This is a genomic window from Halorubrum amylolyticum (genome assembly GCF_004114995.1).
GTDB classification, from domain to species: Archaea; Halobacteriota; Halobacteria; order Halobacteriales; family Haloferacaceae; genus Halorubrum; species Halorubrum amylolyticum.
Genome location: NZ_SDJP01000040.1, coordinates 1 through 25,372, shown reverse-complemented (window position 1 = coordinate 25,372; position 25,372 = coordinate 1). Strand labels below are relative to the sequence as shown.

At 69.6% G+C, this 25,372-nt stretch carries 26 protein-coding genes and 3 pseudogenes; 9 read left to right on the top strand and 20 right to left on the bottom strand.

The features are described from left to right. The coding region (locus ESO89_RS16835; protein WP_128906592.1) for an NADH-quinone oxidoreductase subunit D-related protein at positions 1-1,293 on the bottom strand (1,293 nt) is incomplete at its 3' end. An 83-nt stretch (positions 1,294-1,376) separates the two neighbouring features. Between ESO89_RS16835 and ESO89_RS19550 the strand changes: the two are divergent. Together ESO89_RS19550 and ESO89_RS19545 are read left to right on the top strand one after the other, a co-directional pair. Beyond that, positions 1,377-1,682 (top strand): annotated as a pseudogene (locus ESO89_RS19550) (helix-turn-helix domain-containing protein); the annotation flags it as partial. A gap of 74 nt (positions 1,683-1,756) precedes the next feature. Beyond that, entirely contained in the window at positions 1,757-2,044 is a 288-nt protein-coding gene (locus ESO89_RS19545) for a helix-turn-helix domain-containing protein (protein WP_449404951.1), read from the top strand. A 25-nt stretch (positions 2,045-2,069) separates the two neighbouring features. Here ESO89_RS19545 and ESO89_RS16825 read toward each other — a convergent pair whose 3' ends face one another. The 4 genes from ESO89_RS16825 to ESO89_RS16810 form a co-directional block, all read right to left on the bottom strand. Beyond that, positions 2,070-2,813: a ThuA domain-containing protein gene (locus ESO89_RS16825; protein WP_128906591.1), complete on the bottom strand. Its 744-nt coding sequence runs from the start codon at positions 2,811-2,813 to the stop codon at positions 2,070-2,072. A 103-nt stretch (positions 2,814-2,916) separates the two neighbouring features. Then, positions 2,917-3,618: a hypothetical protein gene (locus tag ESO89_RS16820; RefSeq protein WP_128906590.1), complete on the bottom strand. Its 702-nt coding sequence runs from the start codon at positions 3,616-3,618 to the stop codon at positions 2,917-2,919. A 164-nt stretch (positions 3,619-3,782) separates the two neighbouring features. Beyond that, a complete protein-coding gene (locus ESO89_RS16815) occupies positions 3,783-4,343 on the bottom strand; it encodes a thioredoxin family protein (protein WP_128906589.1) in 561 nt (186 codons plus the stop codon). Positions 4,344-4,404: 61 nt separating this feature from the next. Beyond that, the gene (locus ESO89_RS16810) at positions 4,405-4,719 is read right to left on the bottom strand and encodes a hypothetical protein (protein WP_128906588.1); all 315 of its coding nucleotides are present in this window, start codon (positions 4,717-4,719) and stop codon (positions 4,405-4,407) included. Between the two features lie 128 nt (positions 4,720-4,847). Here ESO89_RS16810 and ESO89_RS16805 point away from each other — a divergent pair, with 128 nt between their 5' ends. Next, positions 4,848-5,045 carry a hypothetical protein gene (locus tag ESO89_RS16805; RefSeq protein ID WP_128906587.1) on the top strand — a complete coding sequence of 66 codons (198 nt, stop codon included), beginning with the start codon at positions 4,848-4,850 and terminating at the stop codon, positions 5,043-5,045. Positions 5,046-5,236: 191 nt separating this feature from the next. On the opposite strand, the gene ESO89_RS16800 is transcribed toward ESO89_RS16805, so the two are convergent. The 3 genes from ESO89_RS16800 to ESO89_RS16790 form a co-directional block, all read right to left on the bottom strand. Beyond that, positions 5,237-5,635: an OsmC family protein gene (locus ESO89_RS16800; RefSeq protein ID WP_128906586.1), complete on the bottom strand. Its 399-nt coding sequence runs from the start codon at positions 5,633-5,635 to the stop codon at positions 5,237-5,239. Positions 5,636-5,758: 123 nt separating this feature from the next. Beyond that, positions 5,759-7,156 carry a sugar porter family MFS transporter gene (locus ESO89_RS16795; protein WP_128906585.1) on the bottom strand — a complete coding sequence of 466 codons (1,398 nt, stop codon included), beginning with the start codon at positions 7,154-7,156 and terminating at the stop codon, positions 5,759-5,761. A gap of 355 nt (positions 7,157-7,511) precedes the next feature. Further along, positions 7,512-8,234: a metal-dependent hydrolase gene (locus ESO89_RS16790; RefSeq protein WP_128906584.1), complete on the bottom strand. Its 723-nt coding sequence runs from the start codon at positions 8,232-8,234 to the stop codon at positions 7,512-7,514. Positions 8,235-8,341: 107 nt separating this feature from the next. Between ESO89_RS16790 and ESO89_RS16785 the strand changes: the two genes are divergently transcribed. Next, positions 8,342-8,977: an IS6 family transposase gene (locus ESO89_RS16785; RefSeq protein ID WP_128906583.1), complete on the top strand. Its 636-nt coding sequence runs from the start codon at positions 8,342-8,344 to the stop codon at positions 8,975-8,977. A 66-nt stretch (positions 8,978-9,043) separates the two neighbouring features. Further along, a pseudogene (locus tag ESO89_RS19105) lies at positions 9,044-9,223 on the top strand (double zinc ribbon domain-containing protein); the annotation flags it as partial. 72 nt (positions 9,224-9,295) lie between these two features. On the opposite strand, the gene ESO89_RS19100 reads toward ESO89_RS19105, so the two are convergent. Next, positions 9,296-9,793 (bottom strand): hypothetical protein, encoded by a 498-nt coding sequence (locus ESO89_RS19100; RefSeq protein ID WP_241686278.1) that lies wholly within the window; start codon positions 9,791-9,793, stop codon positions 9,296-9,298. Positions 9,794-10,154: 361 nt separating this feature from the next. Between ESO89_RS19100 and ESO89_RS16775 the strand changes: the two genes are divergently transcribed. From ESO89_RS16775 to ESO89_RS16760, 4 genes are all read left to right on the top strand, one after another. Next, on the top strand, positions 10,155-10,898 hold the full coding sequence (locus ESO89_RS16775; RefSeq protein WP_128906582.1) for a fumarylacetoacetate hydrolase family protein: 744 nt from the start codon (positions 10,155-10,157) through the stop codon (positions 10,896-10,898). A 161-nt stretch (positions 10,899-11,059) separates the two neighbouring features. Then, on the top strand, positions 11,060-12,154 hold the full coding sequence (hisC, locus tag ESO89_RS16770; RefSeq protein ID WP_128906581.1) for a histidinol-phosphate transaminase: 1,095 nt from the start codon (positions 11,060-11,062) through the stop codon (positions 12,152-12,154). Further along, positions 12,151-12,750 carry an adenylate kinase family protein gene (locus tag ESO89_RS16765; protein WP_128906580.1) on the top strand — a complete coding sequence of 200 codons (600 nt, stop codon included), beginning with the start codon at positions 12,151-12,153 and terminating at the stop codon, positions 12,748-12,750. The genes hisC and ESO89_RS16765 overlap by 4 nt, the downstream gene beginning before the upstream one ends. Positions 12,751-12,776: 26 nt before the next feature. Continuing rightward, positions 12,777-13,379 carry a CDP-alcohol phosphatidyltransferase family protein gene (locus tag ESO89_RS16760; RefSeq protein WP_128906579.1) on the top strand — a complete coding sequence of 201 codons (603 nt, stop codon included), beginning with the start codon at positions 12,777-12,779 and terminating at the stop codon, positions 13,377-13,379. A gap of 303 nt (positions 13,380-13,682) precedes the next feature. On the opposite strand, the gene ESO89_RS16755 is transcribed toward ESO89_RS16760, so the two are convergent. From ESO89_RS16755 to ESO89_RS16705, 11 genes and pseudogenes are all read right to left on the bottom strand, one after another. Continuing rightward, positions 13,683-15,011: a P-loop NTPase gene (locus ESO89_RS16755; RefSeq protein WP_128906578.1), complete on the bottom strand. Its 1,329-nt coding sequence runs from the start codon at positions 15,009-15,011 to the stop codon at positions 13,683-13,685. 55 nt (positions 15,012-15,066) lie between these two features. Then, positions 15,067-15,903: a HEAT repeat domain-containing protein gene (locus ESO89_RS16750; protein WP_128906577.1), complete on the bottom strand. Its 837-nt coding sequence runs from the start codon at positions 15,901-15,903 to the stop codon at positions 15,067-15,069. Further along, entirely contained in the window at positions 15,900-16,796 is an 897-nt protein-coding gene (locus ESO89_RS16745; RefSeq protein ID WP_128906576.1) for a phosphate ABC transporter permease, read from the bottom strand. Before ESO89_RS16745 ends, ESO89_RS16750 begins: the two co-directional genes overlap by 4 nt. Then, entirely contained in the window at positions 16,793-17,632 is an 840-nt protein-coding gene (locus ESO89_RS16740; protein ID WP_128906575.1) for a molecular chaperone TorD family protein, read from the bottom strand. Before ESO89_RS16740 ends, ESO89_RS16745 begins: the two co-directional genes overlap by 4 nt. Next, positions 17,629-18,477, bottom strand: a complete 849-nt coding sequence (locus ESO89_RS16735) for an ethylbenzene dehydrogenase-related protein (RefSeq protein WP_128906574.1) — start codon at positions 18,475-18,477, stop codon at positions 17,629-17,631. Before ESO89_RS16735 ends, ESO89_RS16740 begins: the two co-directional genes overlap by 4 nt. After that, positions 18,467-19,588 (bottom strand): nitrate reductase subunit beta, encoded by a 1,122-nt coding sequence (gene narH, locus ESO89_RS16730; RefSeq protein WP_128906573.1) that lies wholly within the window; start codon positions 19,586-19,588, stop codon positions 18,467-18,469. Before narH ends, ESO89_RS16735 begins: the two co-directional genes overlap by 11 nt. Further along, a complete protein-coding gene (locus tag ESO89_RS16725) occupies positions 19,588-22,593 on the bottom strand; it encodes a nitrate reductase subunit alpha (protein WP_128906572.1) in 3,006 nt (1,001 codons plus the stop codon). The genes narH and ESO89_RS16725 overlap by 1 nt, the downstream gene beginning before the upstream one ends. Beyond that, positions 22,590-22,787 carry a hypothetical protein gene (locus ESO89_RS16720; RefSeq protein ID WP_128906571.1) on the bottom strand — a complete coding sequence of 66 codons (198 nt, stop codon included), beginning with the start codon at positions 22,785-22,787 and terminating at the stop codon, positions 22,590-22,592. Before ESO89_RS16720 ends, ESO89_RS16725 begins: the two co-directional genes overlap by 4 nt. Beyond that, positions 22,780-24,285: a cytochrome b gene (locus ESO89_RS16715; RefSeq protein WP_128906570.1), complete on the bottom strand. Its 1,506-nt coding sequence runs from the start codon at positions 24,283-24,285 to the stop codon at positions 22,780-22,782. Before ESO89_RS16715 ends, ESO89_RS16720 begins: the two co-directional genes overlap by 8 nt. Beyond that, the gene (locus ESO89_RS16710; protein WP_128906569.1) at positions 24,285-25,001 is read right to left on the bottom strand and encodes a QcrA and Rieske domain-containing protein; all 717 of its coding nucleotides are present in this window, start codon (positions 24,999-25,001) and stop codon (positions 24,285-24,287) included. Before ESO89_RS16710 ends, ESO89_RS16715 begins: the two co-directional genes overlap by 1 nt. Further along, positions 25,001-25,372, bottom strand: a pseudogene (locus tag ESO89_RS16705) (hypothetical protein); the annotation flags it as partial. The gene ESO89_RS16710 and the pseudogene ESO89_RS16705, both read right to left, overlap by 1 nt.

The window sequence follows — 25,372 nt, the reverse complement described above, 5'->3', positions numbered from 1 at the left end:
CCCCTCCTCGGTGATCACGTCCCAGTCGAGCTCGTCGTAGTACCCGTACGGATCGTCCCGCCGCAGGTCGTAGTCCACCCCCGACCCGCGGGCGACGGGGCCGGTACAACCGTACTCCTTCGCGACCTCGGGCGGCAGCACCCCCGTGTCGACGGTCCGCATCTGGATGATCTCGTTTCGGGTGAGGAGGTCGTGGTACTCCTCGATGCGACGCGGGAGTCCGTCGAGGTACTCGCGGACCGTCGAGAGAAACTCGTCGCGCGGCTCCGGGAGGTCCCAGACGACGCCGCCGAGTCGGAAGTAGTTGAACATCAGCCGCTGGCCCGTCAGGTCCTCCAGAAGGTTCTGGACGCGCTCGCGCTCGTTGATGGCGTACATGAACGTCGCCGTGAAGTCGCCGATCACGTCGAGCGCGTACGCCCCCATCGCCAACATGTGCGAGAGAATCCGACTGAGCTCCGCGCCCATGGTGCGGACGACCTGCGCGTACTCGGGGACCTCGATGTCGGCGAGGTCCTCGGCCGCGCGGGCGTACGCCCACTCGTTGAGCAGGCCGGCACCGCTCCAGTCCCAGCGGTCCGGGTACGGCATGATCTGGTGGCGGTACGTCCCGTTCTGCGCCATCTGCTCCTCGCTGCGGTGAATGTAGCCGATGTCCGGCTCCACGCCGACGACCTGCTCGCCGTCGAGCGTGACCTGTAGGTGGAGCACGCCGTGGGTCGCCGGGTGGTGCGGCCCGATGTTGAGGAGCATGGTATCGCTCCCCGCCGAGGTCGACGAACCGGGTTCGATCGGCTCGTTTTCGGTGAGCGAGACGATCTGCGGCCGGTCATTGTCGTAGTCCATCGACAGGGGGTGGCCCTGCCACGTCTCGGGCAGCAGGATTCGCCGGAGGTCCGGGTGGTCGTCGTACTCGATCCCGATCAGGTCGTACGCCTCCCGCTCGTGCCAGTCCGCCGTGCGGAACACCGGCTCGGCCGACTCGGAAACGGGGTCGTCCTTGTCGGCGGGGACGACCACGTTAACCTCCTGGGTCGGGTCGTCGAACTTTTTCAGGTGGTAGATCGACTCGTACCGGTTCTCGTACTCCTGGGCGGTGACGACCGAGAGGTGGTCGTAGCCCGCCTGCTCTTTCAGGATCGAGAGCGCCTCCCGGACCGCGTCCGGGCGAATCCGGGCCGCGGGTGCGTTCTGGTGGTCCTCGGTCGCGACGACGAGGTCGTCGATCGGTGCGAGCGCGTCGGGGAGGTCGGCGGGAGCGTCCGCCGGGTCGAGGGCCGTCCGTGACGACATGGCCGGACGTTCGGGTCGGCGACACCCGTCGCTTCTGCCGCATCAGGACGGGCATTTATAAGCGATCGCGCCGACCCGGCGGTATGAAGCGAGCGGACGTGGAGCTGCGGCTCCCGGAACGCGCCCGCCACCCGATCCATCGGCTGATCGACGAGTCGGACGCGGTCGCCCGCGACGTGCTGGTTCAGGGGTCCGTGCTCGACGCGGACCGCGACACGTTCCTGTTCTACGGCGAGGGCGACCCGGAGACGTACGCGGACGCGCTCGACGCGGTCGACCGCGTCGTCTCGTTCGACGTGACGCGGGTGGACGAGAACGGCTTCTACGCGTTCCTGACCCAGCGGCGCGACGCGGTCGACGAGGCGACGTTCCGGTCGCTGGAGCGACCGGGGCTGCTCGTGTTGCCGCCCGTCGAGTTCCTTCCGGAAGGGCGGGCGCGGCTGAGCTCGTCGGGCGCGGCGAACTGCTCGGCGACGCGCTCGGGGCGCTGCCCGAGTGGCTCGACCACGAGGTCCGACGCGTCGGGCCGTATCGACGCGGCGACGCGCTGTTCGACCCCGGGCTCACCGACCGGCAGTTCGAGGCGGTCGCCGCCGCGGTCGATGTCGGCTACTACGACGGCCCCGGCGCCCCCGGCGTCGACGCGGTGGCCGACGCCCTCGGCTGCGCGGAGAGCACCGCCGCCGAACACCTCAGGAAAGCCGAGCGGGCCGCGATGACGGCGCTCGTCGACCTGCGGCGTCCACCGTGAGGAGGGTCCCGCCGGGGCGGCGTCGCTAGTGGACCGTCCGGTCGTCGTCGGTGTCGATCGCCTCGATCGGGTCGGCGTTGCCGAAGTTCGGCTCCGGACCGTCCCCCGGCTCCGCCCATTCGACGGCGTTCCGGAGCACCCGCCGCACGTCGTCGTCGTGGTAGATCGGGTACGTCTCGTGGCCGGGGCGGAAGTAGAACACCTTCCCGTCGCCGCGGCGGTAACAGCAGCCGGAGCGGAACACCTCGCCGCCGGCGAACCAGGAGTTGAACACGAGCGTGTCCGGCGCGGGAACGTCGAACCGTTCGCCGTACATCTCCGTCTCCTCCAGTTCGACGTACTCGCCGATCCCGTCCGCGATCGGGTGGCTCGGCTCGACGGCCCAGAGCCGCTCGGTCTCGGCGGCCTCCCGCCACTTGAGCGAGCAGGTGGTCCCCATCAGCCGCTTGAAGATCTTCGAGTAGTGCGCGGAGTGGAGCACCAACAGGCCCATCCCGTCGAGGACGCGCTCGTGAACCCGGTCGACGACCTCGTCGCGGACCTCGTCGTGGGCCGCGTGCCCCCACCACGTGAGCACGTCGGTGTCGTCTAAGACCGCCTCGGTGAGTCCGTGATCCGGCCCCTCGTCGAGGGTCGCGGTGCGGACCTCGTGGCCGCCCTCGCGGAGGGCGTCCGCGATGACCGCGTGAATTCCGCCGGGGTACACCTCGGCGACCGCGTCGCTCTCCCGCTCGTGACGGTACTCGTTCCAGACCGTGACGCGTGCCATGCGTCCGATCCCCGTCGAACCGACTTGTAGGATCGCATCCGGAACGGATCGCCGGTCGAGAAAACTGTGTCCTCGGTCGGAGCGACCGGTGGCTCAGAGGGTGTTATTCGTCGTCCTCGGCGTCATCGCCTTCATTCTCCTCGGCTTCGTCGTCCTCCTCGGCTTCGTCGTCCTCCTCGGCTTCGTCTGCGTCGTCGTCCTCCTCGGCTTCGTCTGCGTCGTCGTCCGCGTCGTCGTCTTCCTCGTTTTCGTCCTCTTCGTCGTCACCTTCTTCACCCTCATCGTCCTCGGACGCCTCCTCGTCGCCGTCATCGTCGACCTCCTCGTCGTTCTCCTCGCCTTCGTCCGCGTCGTCGTCCTCGTTTTCGTCCGCGTCATCCTCGTCGTCGTCCGCGTCGACCTCGTACTCGTACTTCTCCTCGACGAGGGTCAGCGAGCCGTCTGCGACGACGTACTCGAGCGTGCCTTCCGCGTGGTCGGACTCGTACTCGATTTCGAGCTCTTCGAGCGCCTCGTCGCCCTCGGTGAGCGCCGACTGGTTGACGGCCGCGGTTCCGTCCGCGTCGGTGGCGACGGTGACCGCTTCGTCGCCCTCGACGGTGATCGAGGCGTTCTCGACGGGCGCGCCGTCGTCGGTCACGGCGACGGTGACCGTCTCGTTGTCGAGCGTCGCGTCCATCTTCAGGCCCGACACGGACGCCGTCGACGCTCCGGCGTCGGTCTGTACGACGCCCGTCACCGCGGCACCGCTTCCGGCGACGAGCAGCACCGCGAGCACCGCGATCAGGGTTTTCGGGACTGACATTGCGATCGACGAAACGGCCGTGAGGACGATAAAACGGGGAAGCCGTAACGCCGAGTTTCGGCGAGTTTCAGCGAATAAACGGTCGGTTCAAAAGCCCGTCACAGCGCGTTTCCCGTCCGTTTCCCGTCTCCCTCTCACTCGTCCGTTTCTCAACTGTTCGCCACTCACTCCCCGGGCCACTTGATCGAACAGCCCCGCGAGGGGCGGTCCGGGACCGCCACTTCCCCGCCCGCGAGGACCGCGTCGGCGGCGTCGCGGATGTAGAACTCGGTCGGCTCGTCGTCCGGGTTCAGCGCGTCGTCGAGTCGGCCGTGGTACCGGAGCCGCCACTCGCCGTCCTCGCGGCCGAACAGGAACGGGTCGGGGGTACAGACCGCGCCGTACGCGTCCGCGACCGCGGCGGTCTCGTCGCGGAGGTACGCGTCGTACGCGATCGTGTCGTCGGCGACGCGCTCGCGCATCGTCTCGAAGGAGTCGTCGGGGTACTCCTCGGCGTCGTTCGGGTTGATCCCCACGACGGCCAGGTCGTCGTACTCGGCCGCCAGTTCGTTCAGGAGGTCGAACTTCGCCTGCGCGTACGGGCAGTGGTTGCAGGTGAAGGCCACGAGCAGGGCGTCCGTGTCGAACGAGTCGAGCGTGTACGTCTCGCCGTCGGTGCCCGGCAGCTCGAACGCCGGCGCGGCGTCGCCGCGGTCGAGCTCCGAGTCGGATTCCGTCGCGACCATACCGGGTGTTCCGGCGGCGACCCCAAAACCGTTCCGCGACGCCTCACCGTTCCGCGACGCCTCACCGACCCGCGGCGGTCCGCCGCGCGAGCAGCCGGGCCGCGACGTGCGCCGCCGCGACCGCGCCCAGCCAACACCCACCGGCCGCGAAAAGCGTAGCGAGCAGGACCGGCCGTCCGCGGAGGGCCGCGATCGCCCCGACCGCCGCGAGGACCGCGAGCGTCGCTCCGGGGAGCGCCGCCGCCGGTGGTCCGCCGTCTCGACCGGGGGCGCGACGGGACGGGCCGGTCCGCCGGGGCGACGGACGGTCCGTCCGGTCCTCCGCGTTCCGCGTCCACCGCCTCCGTCGCTCCGTCGGACCGTCTCGCGGTCGCATGGGGCGGGTGGACGCGGCATCGCACCTAAGCGATCGCCCGGGCGCCCGTCGATCGCCCGCGGTCGGACCGTTTGCGGGCCGCCGCCGTCGATTCGTGGGTTTTTGGTCCGCAGCCGCCTACGGGCGGTATGTCGACCCGGGAGCCGACCTACTGGACCCTGCGGTTGCTGTGCGCGAACGCGGCCGGGATGACGGGCTTCCTGCTCGCGTTCGCGGTCGCCCGAGATCCCGCGGCCGCTCTCGTCGCGGCCGTCGTCGTGGCGGGGATCGGGTACGCCGCGTCGAGCGCGGTCGCCGAGTACGCGGCGTCCGCTCCCCACGAGTGAGCTCGTGGACTTCCGTCTCGCCACCCTGTGACGGAACGAAACCCGATGACACGGACGCGGCGCGACGCCCGCGGTCGCGTCGGTTTCGGGACGGATCGGTTTCGGGACTGATCGGTCTCGGGACTGATCGGTCTCGGGACTGATCGGTCTCGGGATCGTGAAAAATCCGTTCGATCGCCTGAAACGCCGCTTTAGAACGCGTCCGGGTAGACGCTGATGTCGGCGTGGAGGCCGTCGCGAAGCGCGCTGTGGACGTGACAGATGCCCTCGGCGCGCTCGGCGATGTCGGCCGCGGTCTCGTCGCCGAGGTCGGCCTCGACGTGTACGTCGAAGGCGATCGATTCGAGGTCGTCATCGTCGTCGAGCGCCGCGCTCGCGTCGATCTGGACCTTGCCGAGCTCCTCCTCGCCGCGCTGACTCCCGCCAACGCGGAACGCGGGGAGGTAACAGGAGGCGTACGTCGCGACGAGCGCGGCGTTCGGGTTCGGCCCCGTCTTGTCGGTCGCGTCGATCTGCAGGTCGAACTCGCCGACCTGACTCGTGCTGGCGTATCCCTCCTCGGAAACGGTGGATGTCTCGATGTCTGCCATAGTCGTTCTCCGGTTCGGTCTCACGAGGATAAAGGTTACCGGCATCGGTGTGCGCGCGGCGAGGCCCGCCGAGCGGCGGTGCGCTCGATCGATCGCCGCCTCAACGTCGACTCGGCAACCCGCTCAGTCGTCGCCGGGAACGTCCGCCGCCGCCCCGGTCGTGCTCCGGAGGTCCGCCTCGATCGCTTCCAAGGTCCGACCCTTGGTCTCGGGGATGGTGCGGTAGGTGAAAAGCAGCGCGACGACGCTACAGACGCCGAACAGCCAGAACGTCGCCGGCGTGCCGATCCCGTCGAGCAGCACGGGGAACGACAGCGCCACGGCGAGGTTCGCGAGCCAGTTTGCGACCGTCACGAGCCCCATCGCGCTCCCGCGGACGGCGAGCGGGTAGATCTCGGAGATGAGGAGCCAGAACACCGGCCCGAGCCCGATCGCGAAGAACGCGACGAACGACACGAGCGTGAGCGTCGCCAGCCAGCCGAGCCCGCCGGTCGGGTTTGCGAACTGGAAGACGAGGCCGGCGACGGTGAGCGACCCGATCATCCCCCCGGTCCCGACGAGCAGGAGGGGGCGCCGCCCGACGCGGTCCACGAGGAGGATCGCGACGACGGTCATCACGACGTTGACCGTTCCGATGGCCATCGACGCGAGGATCGACTGCGAGCTCCCGAACGCGGTCGACTCCAGGATCGTCGGCGCGTAGTACATCACCGCGTTGATCCCGGTGATCTGCTGGAAGATCGCGAGCCCAAGCCCGACGATCAGCGCCGGGCGCATCCACGGACTGAGCAGGTCGCGGACCCCGTTTCCGGACTGGGCCTCGACGGTCTCCTCGATCTCGGAGAGCTCCGACTCGACGTCGCCGTCGCGCGTGCGGCGAAGCACCGCGCGGGCCTCGTCGGTCCGGCCCTGCTCGTAGAGCCACCGGGGGCTCTCGGGCATTCGGACCATGCCGACGGCGAGCACGACGGCGGGGACCATCCCCGCGCCGAGCATTATCCGCCACGAGCCGGAGCCGGAGAAGGCGTAGTTGACGAAGTACGACGAGAGGATTCCCACGGTGACCATCAGCTGATTCAGCGACGTGAGGCCGCCGCGGACCGACGGCGGCGCGATCTCAGAGATGTACAGGGGACCGACGATCGACGCGAAGCCGATGGCGATCCCGTCGATCATCCGCCCCGCGACGAGCACCTCGACGGTCGGCGCGACCGCCATCAGGAACGAGCCGAAGAAGAACACCACGGCAGACAGGAGGATGAATCGCTTGCGACCGACGCGGTCGGAGATCTGCCCGCCGACGGCCGCGCCGGCGGCCGCCCCGACCATCGCGCCGCTGACGACGATCCCCTCCACCAACGGAGTCAGCTCGAAGGTCGTGTCGATGAAGAGGATGGCTCCGGAGATGATCCCGGTGTCGAATCCGAACAGGAGTCCGTTGAGCGCTGCGAGCGCGGAGACGACGTACACGAACCGACTTCCCTCCCCGCGGATCACAGCCCGCATATCTGCGGTTGACATGGCGTACCATTCCGACCGTAATCGTTTTTTATTTAGAAGACTTCTGATTTATTATTAATTTAAGTCTATTAAGTAATTTTGTGCTCTTGGAGATCGACGGAATCTACCGCTGTTCGTATAATATTTATTCAGATTCGAATAGCATTCTAGGACCGTGAGAACGCGGCGACGCAGTGTCCGAACGAGGGTCCGAGTCTCGCAGCTCTCGGGGGTCGTCGTCGCACGAAAAAACGATCAGTGTCGCGTGGCGATCCGCGGTCCGGAGTGTCGGGGAACTCGGCCGGCCAGCCGGTCAGCCGGTCAGACGGCCAGACGGTCAGCTTGTCGGTCGGCCGGACGGTCCGCGCCGGAGCGACTACTCCAGCACGTACGTCTCGTCGCCTTCGAGGACGACGGGCTCGGCTGCGGCACCCGCGGCCTTCACCTCGTTGACGAACTCCTGCGTCTCGATCTCGATCGGCGGGAACGAGTCGTAGTGCATCGGGAACACCACGTCGGCGCCCACCCAGTCGGCGGCGATGCCGGCCCCGGCTGGCCCCATCGTGAAGTGGTCGCCCGCGGGGAGCGCGGCGGCGTCGGGTTCGAGGTACGGCGCGATCACGTCGACCATCTCGGACATCAGCCCGGTGTCGCCGGCGTGGTAGAACGTCGTGCAGTCGGGGTCGGCCGCTTGGGTCGGCTTCTTGTCGCCGATCGCGAATCCGGTCGGCATCCCGGCTGAGGTGCCGTAGCCGGTGTCGATACCGTTCGAGTGGTCCGCGCGGACCATCGTCACCCACGCGTCGCCGCACTCGACGGTGCCGCCGATGTTCATCCCCATCCCACCGACGGCGTCCTCGTGCCCGAAGTTGTCCTGAATATACCCCGTCAGCTCGGGGGTGGCGACGACCGTCGCGTCCTCGTATCGGTCCACGTCACCGATGTGGTCCGAGTGACCGTGGGTCAAGAGGAGGTAGTCGGGGTCGAGCTCCTCCGGGTCGACGTCGGTCTTCGGGTTGTCGAAGAACGGATCGATCAGGAGTTCCGTCTCGTCGACCACGACGTGCCACGTGGAGTGGCCGTGCCAGGTGAGTTCCATGGTACGCGTGGTACGTCTCAGCGAGTCGTAATAAAAGCCGACGCCGCGGTCACGGCGGTGTTCAGATAAGGATTGAAAAGTGAGGCGGTGCGTTTTCAAAGTGACTTATGCCCGAAAACGACCGCCTCAGCGGCTGTTTAGACGAGATCAACTTAGACTTTGTGGAACGAGAAGCAACACCGCGGCTGTTGATGAAGCTCAGTATTCAGCTCCATTTGTCTGGATTATCTCTTTCGAATACTGTCTCGTTTCTTGATGTATTCGGTGTTGATCGGGTTCGATCTACCATTCATAACTGGGTTCATAAGGCCGATCTACAGCCGGAATCAGATCGGAGCCCGAATCACGTTGCGGTTGATGAAACCGTGATTCAGCTTGATGATGAACAATATTGGCTGTACGCTGCCGTCGATCCTGAATCAAACGATCTACTACATACAAAGCATGAACCAACAAGAACGAACGTGATCGCAGAACAGTTTTTCGCGGAGCTCCGCGAAAAACACGATGTAGATGACGCGATCTTTCTCGTTGATGGCGCGGTTCCACTTCATCGAGCCTGTGAAAAACATGACCTCGATTTCAGATACGAACGGCATGGAAATCGGAACAGTGTCGAACGTGTCTTTCGTGAGATAAAACGCAGAACTATCTGTTTCTCAAACTGTTTCAGCAACGCCGAAGCAGAAACTGCTAACGAGTGGCTGAGATCGTTCGCTTTCGCATGGAATCAGCTTATCTGAACACGACCGCGGTCACCTCCCCCGCCGGGAGAGGAGTTAACCGCCCGCCGCACGAACCGCCTGCCGATGCCCTCCGATCGGAACGACGCCCCGCCGCGGACCGATCGGTGTCGCGAGTGCGACCGGACGGTCGCGCCCGACACGAACTTCTGTCCGGGTTGCGGCGCCGACCTGCGCGCTACGGAACCGACTGGCGACGCCTCGACCGCGTACTGCACGGAGTGCGGCGAACCCGTCGCCCCCGACGACGAGTTCTGCACGAACTGCGGAGCGCCGTGCGGGGACGGCGGGCCGCTCGGGGGCGACGCCTCCGCCGAGTCACCCGTCGACCCCGATGCCCGACGCGGGTTCCGCGCCCGAGTGCGGGACCACCTCGACGCCGGCTGGGAGCTCAGCGAGGACCGCGGCGATCGAGTCGTGCTCGTCGACAGGGACATCGGCTCGATCCCGGTCCACGTCCTCCTGCTCCTGACGACCGGCGGCGTCGGGAACCTGCTGTACGGCTGGTACAGCTACTCCGAGCTGGCGGAGACGCGCCGGATCGCCGTCGACGAGCCACTCCCGGCCTCCGAGCTGTCCGCCCCCGGACGAAACGAGGACCCGCTCGTCACGCTCTCCGGCTACCTCCTGAGCGGACTGCTGCTGCTGATCGGGCTCGGGATGGCCGCCGTCTCGGCCGAGGCGGGTTCGGTCCCAGTCGCGCTGTTCGGGCTCGCGTTCGCCGCGATCGGGATGGCGCTGTCCCCGTCCGCGGAGCGGCGGCTTGACCGCCGACACGGGATCTCCCGGTTCGGCCGGGTCCGGACCGTCGACCACCGGATCACGTCCGCGACGGAGCGGACCGAGGCGCCCTGCGTCGTCTGCGGCGAGGCGTTCGAGCGCGGGTCGTCCGCCGGCGCCGCGACGAGACGGTCGTCGCCGGCGTCCCGATCCGGACCCACTCGATCCGGCGCAACCACTACTGCGCCGACTGCGCCCGCGCGGAGCTGTTCGGCGGCGACGGCGGGTCGGCGTCGGCGCTCGGGCGAAAGCCCGAATTCGACGACGACCCCGAATCCGCCGGAGAGACCGCGGTCGAGCGGGGCCGATAGCCTTCCCTCGTTCGCCTCTCCGGGAACACCTTTCCCGATTTGCCTCTCCGGGAACGCTTTTCGGGCGGCCGCCCGATCCGGGGAACATGCACCGCGCACGCTTCCGCGACCCGGCCGGCTCGATCCGCGAGGGGACCTACGACCCCGAGACCGACACCGTCGCCTTCGCGGGCGAGGAGTACGCCATCGACGATCCCGCGATCGACGTGCTCCCGCCCGCGGAGCCGACCAAGATCGTCTGTATCGGCCGCAACTACGCCGACCACGCGGCCGAGCGCGGCAGCGACGTACCGGACCGACCCCTCCTCTTCTTGAAGCCGCCGAACGCGCTGGCGGGCCACGGCGACGAGATCACGGTCCCCGCGGGGAAAGACCGGATCGACTGGGAGGCCGAAATCGCGGTCGTCGTCGGCGAGCAGTGCAAGGACGTCGACGCCGACGACGCGATGGATGTCGTCGCCGGGTTCACCTGCATGAACGACGTGTCGAACCGCGACGACCAAGACCGCGAGCAGAACTGGGTGCGCGGCAAGGCGTTCGACGGCGCCGCGCCCCTCGGTCCCGTGATGGCGACCCCCGACGAGGTCCCGTCGGACGCGAGCGTCGAACTTCGCGTCAACGGCGAGACGAAGCAGTCCAGCGACCGCGAGCATCTCATGTTCGACGTACCGACGCTGATCGAGGAGATCACGACCTACCTCACGTTGGAGCCCGGCGACGTGATCTCGACCGGCACGCCCGAGGGCGTCGGCGCCCTCTCCGACGGCGACACCGTCGAGGTCGAGGTCGAGGGCGTGGGAACGCTCGAACACGACGTGCGGGTGCCCTGACTCGACTCGCGCCGCTCCGCCCGCCTCCGCTCTCTCTCCGCCCCGCGCCGACCGCTAGCGCCCCCCCTCCCCCCGCCCCCGTGCCGCCCGGTCGCACACCGCGTTTCCGGTGAACGACCGGTTCGGCCATCCTTAAGAGTGCCCCGCCCGGATCGACGCCCATGCAACCACGGGATCTCTCCGATCACTCGCCGTACGTGCCGGGCCGGGGCGTCGAGGAGGTCGCCCGCGAGCGCGGGCTCGACCCCGACGACCTCATCAAGCTCTCCTCGAACGAGAACCCCCACGGCCCGAGCCCGGCGGCCGTCGAGGCGATCCGCGAGCACGCCGACCGCGTCCACCAGTACCCGAAGTCCTCGCACACCGACCTCACCGCGAAGCTGGCCGAGAAGTGGGACGTGTCGACCGAGCAGGTGTGGGTCTCGCCCGGCGCCGACGGCTCGATCGACTACCTCTCGCGGGCCGCGATCGAGCCCGGCGACGAGGTGCTCGTCCCGGAGCCCGGCTTCGCCTACTACGGGATGTCCTCCCGCTATCACCACGGCGAGGTCTCGAAGTACGCGCTTTCCCCCGACGACGGGTTCACGCAGGACGCCGAGACGGTCCTTTCCGCCTACGGCGGCGAGCGAATCGTCTACCTCACGTCGCCGCACAACCCCTCGGGCTCGGTCATGCCGCTCGACGAGGTGCGGGCGATCGCGGACGCGACCGCGGAGGAGACGCTCGTCGTCGTCGACGAGGCGTACGGGGAGTTCGCCGCGGTCGACAGCGCGATCCCGCTGACGGCCGAGCGCGACGACGTGGCGGTGCTCCGCACCTTCTCGAAGGCCTACGGCCTCGCCGGGCTCCGGGTCGGATACGGCGTCGTCCCGGAGGCGTGGGGCGAGGCGTACGCCCGCGTCAACACCCCCTTCGCCGCGAGCGAGCTGGGGTGCCGGGCCGCGCTCGCCGCCCTCGACGACGAGGCGCACGTCGCGGAATCGGTCGAGACGGCGCGCTGGGCGCGCGCGTACATCGCGGACGAACTGGACGCCCCGACCGTCGAGTCGGCCGGGAACTTCGTGCTCGCCGAGGTCGGCGACGCCGAGCGGGTCGCCGAGGAGGCGCAGGAGCGCGGCGTGATCATCCGCGACTGCACCTCCTTCGGGCTGCCGAACCACGTCCGGATCTCGACCGGCACGCGCGAGGAGACCCGCGAGGCCGTGACGCGGCTCAACGAGACGCTCGCGGACCTTGGGCTGGGTGTTCGAGCGTGAGCGAGGAGTCGGCGAGGGCGGACGACGACGACTCGGCCGCCGGAGACGCGAGCGCCGACGGCGATTCGGCCGGAGGCGACACCAACCCCGCCCGCGTCGCGGTCACCGGCACTCCGGGCACCGGCAAGTCGACGGCGACGGCGCTGCTCGCGGACGAGTACGACGTGATCCACCTCAACGACCGCATCAAGGGCGACGACGACCTCTGGACCGAGCGCGACCCCGACCGCGACACGCTCGTCGCAGACCTCGACGCGGTCCGCGAGCACCTCGGCGACTGGGCCGGCGTGCTCGACTCCCACCTCGCGCACCGGTTCGAGGTCGACCGCGTCGTGGTCCTCCGGTGTCACCCCGAGGCGATCGAGTCCCGGCTCCGCGAGCGCGGCGAGTCGGCGGCGACCGCCGAGGAAAATTCGGATAGCGAGGCCCTCGACGTGATCCTCTCGGAGGCGGTCGCCGAGCACGGGATCGAGAACGTCTACGAGATCGACACCACCGACCGCGATCCGGAAGCGGTCGCGGACGCGATCCGCGCGGCGATCGAGGGCGAGCGCGAGCCGAGTGCGGGGACCGTCGACTTCATCGATTATATATGAGCCCGCCGCGACGGTCGGATCGGTAGATGACCCTCGACCAGTACCGCTCGGTCGCGGACCGCCTGCTCGGGCCGTGGGTGCGCGCCGCGGCGCGGCTCGGGCTCTCGCCGGACCAGGTGAGCGTCGTCGCGTTTGCGGTCGCGGTCGCCGCCGCCGGCGCGTTCGCGGTCGGCGAGCCCGTCTTTTATATCACCGGCGCGGTCTGCGTCCTGCTCAACGGCTGGCTCGACCTCGTCGACGGCGCGCTCGCGCGCCACCTCGAAGTCTCCTCCGACGGCGGCGACCTCCTCGATCACGCCCTCGACCGCTACGCCGACATCGCGGTGATCGCCGGGTTCACGGTCGGGATCGAGGCGTACGCCCTCGGCTTCGCCGCGGTGACCGGGGTGCTGATGACCTCGTACATGGGCACCCAGATCCAGGCGGTCGGCATCGGCCGCGAGTACGGCGGGCTGCTCGGACGAGCCGACCGGCTCGCGCTGATGGGAGTCGTCGGGGTCGTCGCCGCGGCGTATTCCGCGCCGATCGTCGCCGGCCTGAACGTCGTCGGCCTCCTGCTCGCGCTGTTCGCTGCCGTCGGCCACCTCACCGCGGTCCAGCGGTTCCTCGGCGCATGGCGCGACTTATAACTCGGAGCGAGATGTTGCTGTCGGCTATTTCTAAGTCGTCGATGATACCGCGGTGAGCACTTCCAAAGCCCCGTCCCGCGCAGCACCGAACCTCACACCTCCCCAGCCTCGTCGGTCGTCCTTCGCGTTGCTTCGGACGACCGACTCCCTCGCGCGGTGCCGTTCGCGGCCGCCGAGGGCGGCCGCTCACGGGCACGCGCCACCGCACCTAATTTATAAATGATCGCCGTCGTGGCTGTCCCAACGAGACTGGGAGGCGAGCGTCCCAAAACGGCTGAGTTCGACGGAAACGAGAATGGACGATTACGGCCGCGTCGCCCGCGCGAACCATGTCTCCGGGTTCTGCCGCTTGACGCGGAAGCTCGGGAGCTCGTCGGCGTCGACCAGCTCGAGCAGGAACCCCCGGACCGGCGCGGGGTCGCGGTCGCTGACGAGGAAACACTCCTCGCCGGCGTCGAGCTCGCGGAACCGTTCTTCGACGCGCTCCTTGCGCGTCTCCGGGTCGAGTCTGCGCAGATCGACCGCGTCAGCGGGCGGGTCGACCGACCACACTTCTTCGTAGCGCTCGTCGACCGCGGCGGCCAGCTCGCCGGCGTGCTCCGGGAGCGCGTCGGCGCTCGGCGCCGGCGTCGACTGCATCTCGGGGTCGAACGGAAGCTCCGCGAGGACCGGCAGGTCCAGCCCCTCGATCGGGTCGTCGCCGCCGAACAGGTCGTGGGGCGTGCCGCACTCGTCGCAGACGAACTCGCCCATGTTCGAGACGACGCCGAGCACGGGCACGTCGTTCTCCTCGAACAGCTCCAGCGCGCGCCCGGTGTCGGAGACGGCGGCGTGGAACGGCGTGGTGACGAGGACGACCCCGTCGACCGGCACCTCTTGGAGGGTGGTCAGGGCCACGTCGCCCGTCCCCGGCGGCATGTCGACGACGACGGTGTCGGGGTCGCTCCACGCGGTCGTCTCGAACAGGTCCGAGAGCGCGTCGTGGGCCATCGCCCCCCGCCACGCCAGCGGGCCGTCGTCCGAGAGCATCCCCATGCTCATCACCTCCAGCCCCCCGGCGTCGACCGGAACGGGGTTCCCCTCGTCGTCGCTGTAGACGGGGCCGCTCGCGCCGATCACCTCGGGCACGTTCGGGCCGTAAATGTCGGCGTCGAACAGCCCGACGGACCCGTCGGGGGAGTCCGCGGCGAGCGCGCACGCCAGCGTCGTCGCCACCGTCGTCTTCCCGACGCCGCCCTTCGTGCTCGCGACCGCGATCACCCGGTCCGCGGTCTCGATCCCCGACGCGCGACCGTCGAGGTCCGGGCTCGGATCGGCCTGCTCGACGCGCGCGTTCGAGACGCCCGGCGCGTCAGAGGCCGCTTGCACCATCGCGGCCGACACGCGCTCGGCGGCGTCGCGCGGGAACTCCCGCAGGTCGGCGGTGATCGTCGCGGTGCCGTCGGCGACCGTCACGTCCTCGACGATCCCGGCCTCGAACACGCTCACCCCGGCGTCCGGGTCCCTGACCTCGCGGAGCGCCGCCTCGACGGCGTCGGCGGGCGCGGGAGTTTCCTGAGCGGTCGGTTCGCCGTCGGCGGCGGCGTCGGCGGCGTCGCCGTCGTCGTCTACGTCTGCGGTGGGTTCTGTCATGGTGTCTGGGTGGGTGTCGGCGTCGGTCTCGGCTTCGATTCCGGGACGGGGCGGGTCACAGGCCGGGGCGGCGGTTGAGCGCGCTCTCGCCGGGCAGGTCCGCGCTGTCGTTCTCGGTGCCGCCGCTGAACTGCCGCCGGAACTTCCCCGGGTCGGCGTCGAGCGCGCGGACGGCGGTGCTCCGGACGACCGCCGGCTGCGTCTCGTCGTTCGCGACCGCGTCGAGGCGGTCGGCGGCGCGCTCGTCGTCGACGCCGGCGAGCAGGTGGACCGCCCACTCCCGGAGCCGCTCGCTGTCGGCGTGCGACAGCTCCAGCAGGACCGGGAGCAACGCCTCGCCCCGCAGCTTGAACAGCGAGACCATCGCGTTCCGCACGACTGCGTGGTGGCCGTCGTCGAGCGCCGCCTCGATCGTCACCGCGTGCTCGCCCCGGCCGATCCGGTCGAGCGCGACGACCGCCTCGGCGCGGACCCACGGGTCGGGATCGTCGCACGCCGCGACCGCGGCCTCACCGGCGCGTTCGTCGCCGAGTTCGCCGAGCGCCTCGACCGCGAACTGGCGCACGTCGGCGTCGTCGTCCGCGAGCCCGTGTTCGATCAGCGCGTCGATCGCGGCCTCCGTGGGTCGGCCCTCGCCGAGCGCCAGCGCGGCTCGCCGGCGCTCGACCGGGTCGCCGTCGACGAGGTCCGCGATCTTCTCGGCGGCGTCGTCCCCGCGGAGCGGCGCGGTGTCGGTCGCCTGCAGCTCTCGGGGGCTCGCGTCGCCGATCGTCACGTCGCGGCTCACCTCGATGTCTTCGAGCCCCTCCGGCTCCTCGCCGAACCCGGGGCTCTCCTCGGGGTGGACGCGCGGGTCGGTGGGGCCGTCGGTCGCCTCGTCGGGGTCCCTCATCGGGCGCTCACCTCCGTCGCAACCGTCGGACTGAAGAACTCCTCGGCGTCGAGCGTCGCGAGCGCGGCGCCGAGACAGACGGCGGCCGCGGCCCCCGGCGTCGCGGGGACGCCCGCGACCAGCAGGAGGACCGCGCCGACCGCGAGCCACGCGTCGCCGTCGCGGAGCCCGGCGACCGCCGCCGCGGTCCCCCCGAACGCCGCGGTCGCGACGAGTAAGTGCGGGCTTCCGACGACGGCGAAGCCGACCAGCAGCGCGCTCCCGGTGACGTAGGGCGCGGCGGCGCTCGCGGCGACGACCCCCGCGAACGCGCCCGCGCCGGCGACGAGTGCGACCGGGTCGCCCTCGGCCCGAACCGCGAGGAGGGTCACCCCCGCGAGGAAGGCGGCGGACCCGGCCGCACGGACGGGCGACCCGACGATCCCGGCGGTCGAAGCGAGCGAGAGCCCGGCGGCGAGCGGGACCGTCAGCGCGACGACCGCGCGCCGGAACTCAAAGTAGGTCGCCGGCACGCCCAGCGCGCGGGCGAACGCGAGCGCCGCGCCGACCGGAATCGCGACGGCGGCAGCGACCGTCGCCGCGCCGGAGACCGTGGCAAGCACGCCGAACACGCCCGCGAACAGGAGGCCGACGCGGACGACGGGGCGCTCCGTCGAGAGGGCGACCGCCGCGAGCGCGACCCCGGCCGCGAGCGCCGCGACGGTACCGGCAACCGAGACCGCCCGGGGCGGAAACGCGACCGGCTCAAACGGCGCGTTGTACAGCACGCGGAGCGCGGTCGAGACCCCGACGGCGACGGCGGCGAGCAGGCCGACCGATCCGACGCGGCCGCCGAACCGGCCGACGGGCCGCGACGCGGTCGCCCGCGCGGTGGCGCTCGTCGTCGGGCTCACGGGCGCTCACCCCCGTCGGCTCCGTCTCCGCCGGCATCGCCCGCGGCCGCGTGTTCGCGCTCCCCGCCGACGCCGGCGTCGAGTCGGGCCGCGAGATCGTCGACGTCCGCCGCGACGAACGAGTCGAGGAAGCGAGCGAGCCGGCCGTACACGCTCGTCCCGGGCTCCTCGTCGAGGGCGTCTCGGATCCCGGACGCGAGGACGGAGAGGTGCCGGTCGTGGAAGTCGAGCCGCGCGCGGCCGAGATTCGCCGTCTCGGCGGGAGCGGTCCCGCCGTCCGGGGCGGAGTCCGCGGCGGCCAGCCGACAGAGGTACCCCGCGAACTCGAGCTCCAGTCGGACGTGGTCGTGGTGGCGGCGCTCCTCGCCGCCGATCTCGCACCCGAAGTGCTCGTACGCCCGGGCCAGATCGAGGTTCACGTCGTTCCACGACACGTCGGAGCGGTACGTCGACTCGTACAGCGACACGGGCGGCCCCTGGCTCTCGATCGTCCCGTCCGTCCCGTCGATCACCTCGGAGTAGCCGACGACGAACAGGTCGTTGTACCGGGCCGCGAGCGTCTCCCGGTCGTCGTCGACGGTCAGGTCCGGCGGGTCGACGTCGAGGCCGCTCCGCTCGACGAGCGTCGCGACGGCCTCGTCGAGCGAGCCGTCCGCGAAGCGCTCGTAGACGCCCTGACTCGGCTCGGCGAACGCCGCCGCCGCGAGCGCGTAGACGTTCCCGCGGGCGGCGGTCTCCTCCTCGACCGCGTCGCTCGGGAGGCTCGCGTCGGGTGGCGCTCCGTCTCGTTCGGGCTGTGCTCCGTCGCGTTCGGAGGTCGATTCCGACACGGTCACTCACCCCTCGTCCGGCGGACGCCCTCGACGGTCACGAGCGTGGTGAACACGACGGCGATCCCGACGATCGCCCACAGCACCGTCTCGTAGGGCGCCCCTCCCTCGCTGGGGCCGAGCGAGAGGTAGTACCACTCGCTGGCCGCCTTCTGGCCGGAGCGCTCGTCGTTCGACCCCTCCCAGACCGCGAACGCGGCGTTCATGTCCTCGTCCGCGTCGATGTCGGTCACGTTCGCGCGGTCGGACGCGAGCGGCCGGCTGAACACGACGGACCATCGGTCGCCGGTGTGCGCCGCGTTCGTCTCCACCGCCGACTCCGGGATCTCCGTCGTGCTCCCGGCGCCGCCGGCAAGCAGCGACTCCGTCCCGTCGCCCCCGTTCCAGTACCAGACGTTCACCCGGTTGTCGGTCGACCCCATCGCGATCGGCGGCTGTTCCTCGGACGAGACGGGGAGCTGGACCGCGGCGGCGTCGGCGAACGCGCGCAGCGAGCCGGCCGACGTGTTCGCGGACGCGTCGCTCCACGACAGCCGGACGTAGAGTCGCTCGTCCGTCCGCGCGGCCGCGACGCTGGAGGACTCCACCGCGGTTTCGGAGCCGCCCGGCACCGCCGCGCCGGAGCTGCTCATCGGGACGTGCACGTCCTGAACCGACTCCCACGCGCCCCCGTCCGGCTCCGCGAGGTCGCCGGCGCCCGCCTGTCGCTCGACCGGGATCTCGTAGGCCGCGCGGGCGTCGACGATCATCGGGAACGCCGCCGTCGCGGCCACGACGGCGAGGGCGAGCGCGGCCGCCACCGCGAGCTCCCGCGAGCCGATACCGCCGCCCCCCGCGTCGTCAGCCGTCATCGTCGAACACCTCCAGCCGGTACTGGTCGTCGTTGTTCACGGTCGAGAGGATCTCCATGAGCTCGCTCTCCTCGCCGCGTTCGGCCTTCTCCCGCTCGCGGGTGATCGTGTTGAGCGCCGACTCGACCTCCGGGCCGAACAGCTCTTCGAGGTAGTTGCGCGGGATGCGCTCGGCGTCGACCGTCTCGCCGCTCTCGGAGGTCTGCGGCGGCGCGTACGGCGGGATGTAGTAGACGTTCGGCTCCGTCCGGTACTCGGGGTGGAGCCGTAAGGCGACCTCGTACTCGTTGACGAGCTTGTGGATGGGGCCGTCCTCGTCGTCGAGGAAGCCGACGTGCCGGAGCTGTGGCGGGCAGTCCTCGGCGCAGGACGGCGGGCGCACCTCGCCCTCCGGCCCCTCCCCCTCGATCCGGGGGTAACAGAAGATGCACTTCTCGCTGGTCTTTGTCTGCGCGTTGTAGAACACCTTCTTGTAAGGACACCCCTCGACGCAGTAGCGGTAGCCGCGACAGCGGTCCTGATCCACCAAGACGATCCCGTCCTCCTCGCGCTTGTAGATCGCCGAGCGCGGGCACGCCTCGACGCAGGAGGGGTGCGTGCAGTGGTTGCAGATCCGGGGGAGGTAGAAGTAGTAGGAGTTGGGGTACTCGCCGGCGCCCTCGTCCTCGTCCCAGTTCGGCCCCCAGTCGGCGTTCTCCATGGGGCGGAGCGGCTCGTCGCTCCCCTCGTACATGATCGCCTCGTGGTTGAACTCCCACGCGCGACCGTACTCCTCCTGGTCCGGGAGCTCACCGGGCGTCCGCGACTGCCCCTCCTCGTCCCAGCCGCCGCCCAGCTCCTCCCAGTCGCGCGGGTAGCCGGCGCCGGGCTTCGTCTCGACGTTGTTCCAGTACATGTACTCGCGGCCCCCGGACTCGGTCCAGTTGGTCTTACACGCGATCGTGCAGGTCTGACAGCCGATGCACTTGTTCAGGTCCATCACCATCGCCACCTGGTGATCGACGCCCTCCGCGAGGGGGACGTCGCCGTCCTCGGTCTGTCGGGTCGCGTCCTCGGTCTGTCGGGTCGCGTCCTCGGTCTGTCGGGTCGCGTCGTCCGTGGTCTTGCTCATCAGTCGTCACCCCCGAGCAGGTCCGAGACGCGATCCAAGGCGCCGCGGGTCTTCGATCGCGAACCGGCCGACCCAGACTTCGCGCTCGCCGATCCCGCCGCCGACTCCCCGAGCGAGCCGGTGTCGAGCGACGCCGCCCCCTCCTCGACCTTCTCGACTTCGATCCGAACGTCGCTGTTCACGCCGGTCGGCCCCCAGTAATTCGGGAAGAAGTGGAGGTGCTCGCCCGTGTCCTCCGGGTACTGGACGAGCTGCGTCGGCTTCAAGTACATCGGGACGAGCGAGTTGAAGTTGTTGCGGTCGGGGTACTGGAACCGCTCCCAGCTGAAGAAGTGCCGGACGGTGCCGGGCTCCCCGCTCGGGTAGATCTTCGCCTGCACTTCCACGGAGTCGAGGTCGTTGTACACCCGGACGGTGTCGCCGTCCTCGATCCCCCGTTCCTCGGCGTCCTCGGGGTTGAGGTAGACGGTCGGCTCGCCGCGCTGCAGCCGGAGCATCTTGCTGTTGTCTCGCCACGTCGAGTGGATCGACCAGCGGCTGTGCGGCGTGTTGTAACCGAGCGGGTACTCCGACTTCTCCTGTAACACCGGCGCCTCCTTGTGCGTCGGGAGCTGCTCGTCGAGCTCCAGGAACCAGTCGTGGTCGATGTAGTACTGCTGGCGTCCGGTAAACGTCGGCCAGGGATTTTTGTCCTGTACGTAGTCCTTCCACGGCGTGTACGCCTCGCCCTCCTCGAGGTCGGACGACCAGTGGTCGCCGGCCTCCAAGAGCCGCCTGGGCTGTTCTTCGATCTCGTCGAACGTCAGCCGTTCGTCGGCTCCCTCGGGGTTGGACTCCTCGGAGTGGTCCAAGATATACTCCGCGGCCGCCTTGTCCTCCGCCAGCGCGCCGGGCTCGTCGTCGAGCCAGTCGCGCACGTAGTCGTCGTGGACCGACTGGAGGTCGATCTGTCGGTCGAACTTCCGGTCGTCGACCGGCTCCGAGCCGCGCTCCGCGGCCAGCTCTTGGATCTTCGCGGCGAGCTCGCGGAAGATCTGCCAGTCGGTCTTCGACTCGCCCAGCGGCTCGACCGCCGGCGTGAACGGGTGGACGTAGGTGTGCATGTCCGTCACCGACAGGTCGTGCTTCTCGTAATGGCTCGCCGCCGGGAGCACGATGTCGCTGTTGAGCGCCGTCGAGTCCATCCGGAAGTTGATGTCGACGATCAGATCGAGCTTCGGCCACAGCTCCTCTTCGACCGCGATGTTCCCCTTGGCCTGGTTGAAGTAGTTCCCGCGCCAGACGAACATGATCCGGGGGTCGGGGCGACCGCCGCCGTCGCGCTCGCTCGGGTACAGCGGCATCCACCCCTTGTCGATCGACTCCCGGATCTTCGCCGCGGTGTCCGGGTCGGTGTTCTCTAAGATTCCGGCGTGGTAGTACGTCCACAGCGTCGTCGGGACGCCCCGGACGCTCCCGGTCGGGAACGAGAGGTTCTTCCATCCCTTGAACGTCCAGATCTTCTCCTGGCCGACGTAGTGGTCGAGGCCGGTCCCCTGTCGACCGAGGTTCCCCGTGAGCGTGACGAGGAGCTGGATCGCGCGGTTACCCAGATCGTTGTGGTACCAGTCGTTGACCCCCTTGCCGTGGATGATCTTCGCGCGGTCGACCGCGGCGAACTCCCGGGCGATCTTCTGGTGGGTCTGCTCGCCGACGCCCGTGATGTCGTTGACGCGCTCCGGGGTGTACTCCGACAGCTCGTCGCGGAGGTTCAGCCACACGGAGCGCGTCTCGACGTCGCCGTCGGCGGTGTCCACCGTGCGCTCGACCGCGAGATCGGGGTCGAAGTCGAGTTCGATGCTCACGGAGTGGTCGTTCTGTCCGTCGCGCTCGCCCAGCGATCCGGGCGCCGTCCGCAGGGTCCCGTCGGCGTCCTGCATGACGAACACCTTCTCCGGTCGGTCCGCGTCGACGTCCAGTCCGGACACCTCGCTCGCGCGAAGGAACTTCCCGGTGTCCTCGCGGACGAGCAGCGGCATGTCCGTCTGCTCTTTCAAGTGCGCCTCGTCGTAGAGCCCCTCGTCGACGATGGTGCGGGCCATCCCGAGCGCGAGCGCGGTGTCGCTGCCGGGCTCGGGGCCGATCCACTCGTCGCAGTGGATCGCCGTCTGGCTGTAGTCGGTGAAGATCCCGACGCGCTTGGCGCCGTCGTACCCCGCTTCGAGGAAGTACTTCGCGTCGGGGATCCGCGTGACGTTGATGTTCGAGCCCCACGCGATGATGTAGTCGGCGTTGTACCAGTCCGCGCTCTCCGCGTTGTCGGTCTGGGTTCCCCACGTGATCGGCTGTCCCGGCGGGAGGTCGGAGTACCAGTCGTAGAACGAGTGGCTGACGCCGCCCAGCAGGTTGACGAGACGACTCCCCGAGGCGAACGACACCGGGCTCATCGCCGGGATCGGGGTGAAGCCGCTGATCGCGTCGTACTCCTCGTCCTCGACGGCGTCGATGACCTCCTCGGCGATCTCGGTGAGCGCCTCGTCCCAAGAGATCCGCTCCCACATCCCCTCCCCCCGCTCGCCGGTCCGGCGGAGCGGGTGCGTGACGCGCTGGTCGGCGTTCACGTAGTCGCTGAAACACGCCCCCTTCTGACAGCCTCGGGGGTTCGGGTCGGGGAGCGACTCGTCGAAGCGCGGGTAGTCGCCGGCCTGTTCCTCGCGCCACACCTGCCCGTTCCGCGTGTACACCTGCCACGAGCAGCTGCCGGTGCAGTTGACGCTGTGGGTGGAACGGGCCGTGTCGTCCCAGTCCCACTCCTCGCGGTAGAGGTCCTCCCAGTCGCGGTACGGGTAGTTGCCGATCGGGTCGTCGACGACCTCCAGCGTCGTCATCTCCGTGAGGTCCTGCGCGGAGCCCAGCCCGGTGGCGCCGACGGCGGCAGCCGCCCCGACCCCCTTCAGGAAGTCGCGGCGCGCGGCGCCGGAGCTGTCGCGTGTCGATTCGTCCGAAGTGTCTGTCGTGTCAGTCATTGTTTCTCGATGAGAACGGTCGCGAGGCCGAGCGCCACGCCGAGCGCCGCGAACGCGACGCCCGCGGGCGTGCCGCCGCCCGCGTCGAGTCCGGCGGCGATCAGCCCCACGCCGGCCAGTTTCGTCGCTCGATCCGCCCAGCGGTACCGGCGCGGCGACAGCGCGGCCAGCAGGAACGCGCTCGACTCAGTCATCACTCGATCCCCCCGGTGAGCCCTCGTCTCCCGGCCTCGGCGGGTCCGCGTCGCTCTCGCCCGAGCCGTCCTCGAAGCCGCCGAGGATCGCGTAGGTGAGCGTGCCGGCCGCGGCCGGGACGAGCACGAGCGCCGCGATCAGGTACGGCCGGAGCGCCGCCGTCGACGTGCCGAGGATCTCGGCGACGATCACGTCCATCCCGGCGATGGAGGCGACCATGACGAGCGTGACGCCGACGATGCCGACCGCGGTCGGGAACGGTCTGTCGAGGTAGTTCCGGGTGAAGTGCTCCGGCTCCTCCGCCCGGTCGATGAACGGCCATATCGCCACCGCGACGAACACCAGACTCGGGAGGAACAGCCCGCCCACGAACTCCGAGCTGATGTGAACGCCCAGCACGTCGAAGCTCATCCACGAGGGGGTGAGCTTCAGGAAGCCGTACCCCCACATCAGGAACCAGTCCGGCATCACGAGCGACGGCGTCGACGCCGGGTCGTTCGGGCCGTACTCAGCGATGTTGTGGACGGGGAGCAGCCCCGCGAGCAGCGAGAGCACGGCCATCGTGAGGAAGAACACGACCGCGCTCACCGCAGCCTGGTTCGGGAACGCGGGAAGCCCGATCACGACGCTGTCGTCGTCGCGGCCGATCAGGCGCGCGCCGCCGTCGGTCGCCTCGGCCCCGCCGCTCGCCTCCGGAGCGCTCCCGCTCGCCTCCGGAGCGCTCCCACTCGCCTCCGGGGGGGAACCGCCCGCGTTCGCGGCGCCTACGTCTCCGTCGCGCTGCGCTTCGGTGTGTTTCTGCCGGACGAGGATGGCCATGTGGACGGCGATGAGCCCCGCGATCGCGGCCGGGATGAGGAAGATGTGGAGGAAGAACAGCCGCGGGATCGTCGCGCTCGTCGGGAACTGCCCGCCGAAAACGATGCTGGCGATCGGGTCGCCGACGATCGGGACCGAGCTGGCGACGTTGTAGCCGATACCGACCGCCGTGCTCGCGAACTCGTCGTACGGGAGCGAGTAGCCCGTGTAGGCGGCGAACATTGCCAGCCCGGCGAGGCCGGTCCCGACGAGCCAGTTCGGCTCGCGCGGGTTGCGGTACGCCCCGGTGAAGAACACGCGCAGCATATGCAGGGCGATCGACGCGACGAACAGGTGCGCCGCCCAGTGGTGCATGCGCCGCAGGAACATCCCGAACGGCACGTCGTAGGTGATGTTGAGGACGCTTTTGAACGCCGCCGGCACCTCTTGGCCTTGGTACTGCGCGACGCTGCCGCCGTACTCGACGGCGGCCGTGCTCGGCTCGTAGAAGAACGCGAGGAACGTCCCGGTGGACACGAGGATGCCGAAACAGAACAGCGCGACCTCGCCGAGGAGGAAGGAGTCCTCCGCCGGGAACGCCTTCCCGAGGAAGTCGCTCGCGTCGTCCAGATCCAGCCGCGAATCGACCCAGCCGTACGCGGACTCGGCGCCGTCGACCGCGTCGTCGATCCGGGACATCACTCGCCTCCGGGGCCGATCGGCCCCTGGAAGTCGCCCGTCGCGACGAGGTAGCCGTCGCCCGAAAGCGTGATCGGGAGCTGCGGCAGCGACCGCGGCGCCGGTCCCCCGACGACTCGCCCGCCCGTCACCGGGTCGAACCGCCCGGAGTGACACGGGCAGACGAGCACGTCGCCGTCGCGGTCGGCGACCATACAGCCGGCGTGGGTACACACCTTCGAGAACGCGGCGTACCCGCCGACCGTGTACTCGTCTCGCACCTCCTCGCCGTACGCCGACTCCTCGAAGCGCACGAGCAGCGTCGGGGCGTCCTCGATCCCCGGACGCGGCTCGGGGAAGACGGTGAGCTGTTCGCCGGGAGCGATGCGGTCCTCCCCGATCCGCTCGCCCACCTCGTCGACGAGGGGAATCCCGTCCTCGTACACCGGCCCCTGATACTTCGTGTCGAACACTCGGGTGAGCCCCGCGACGGGCGCGGCGAGGCTCCCGATCGCCGTGATCCCGCCGACCGTCGCGAGGACCTTCGCGTAGTCGCGCCGTTTGAGCTCGGCGCGCGCGTCCCGCCAGAACGGCCGGTAGATGCTCGGCTCGACGGCGGGTCCGTCGTCGTTCTCGGGGCAGGCGTCGCACGGCTCGCCGTCGCCGCTCGGTCCGGCGCTCGGCGCGGCGTCGGTTCCCTCTGCTGTCGGTCGTTGGTCGGTCGTGTCGTCTCCCATCAGTGGTCCCTCCGTTCGGCGACTTCGACGTGGGGCATGAACCACGCGTAGTACGACACCGTCGAGCCCAGAAGCGACATGAACAGCCCGAAGGCGTAGACGCCGAAGTACTGCGTCCGCGCCAGGGTGAGGTACTCGGCGGTGAGCAGCGCGGAAAACACGATGGCGAGGACGGTGAGCCCCCCCATCGCGACGACCCCCTCGATGGCGTCGCTCGCGTCGTGGTACTCGACGACCCACCGGTCCTCGGTCTCGAACCAGGGGAACGTCGCTCGGTTCACCCCCTCCGGCGGCGGGGCGTCGAGCCCGCCGCCGTCGGTGGCGGCCGCCTCGGTCGCGTCGGCCGTGTCGGCCGCGTCACCGGCGCCGTC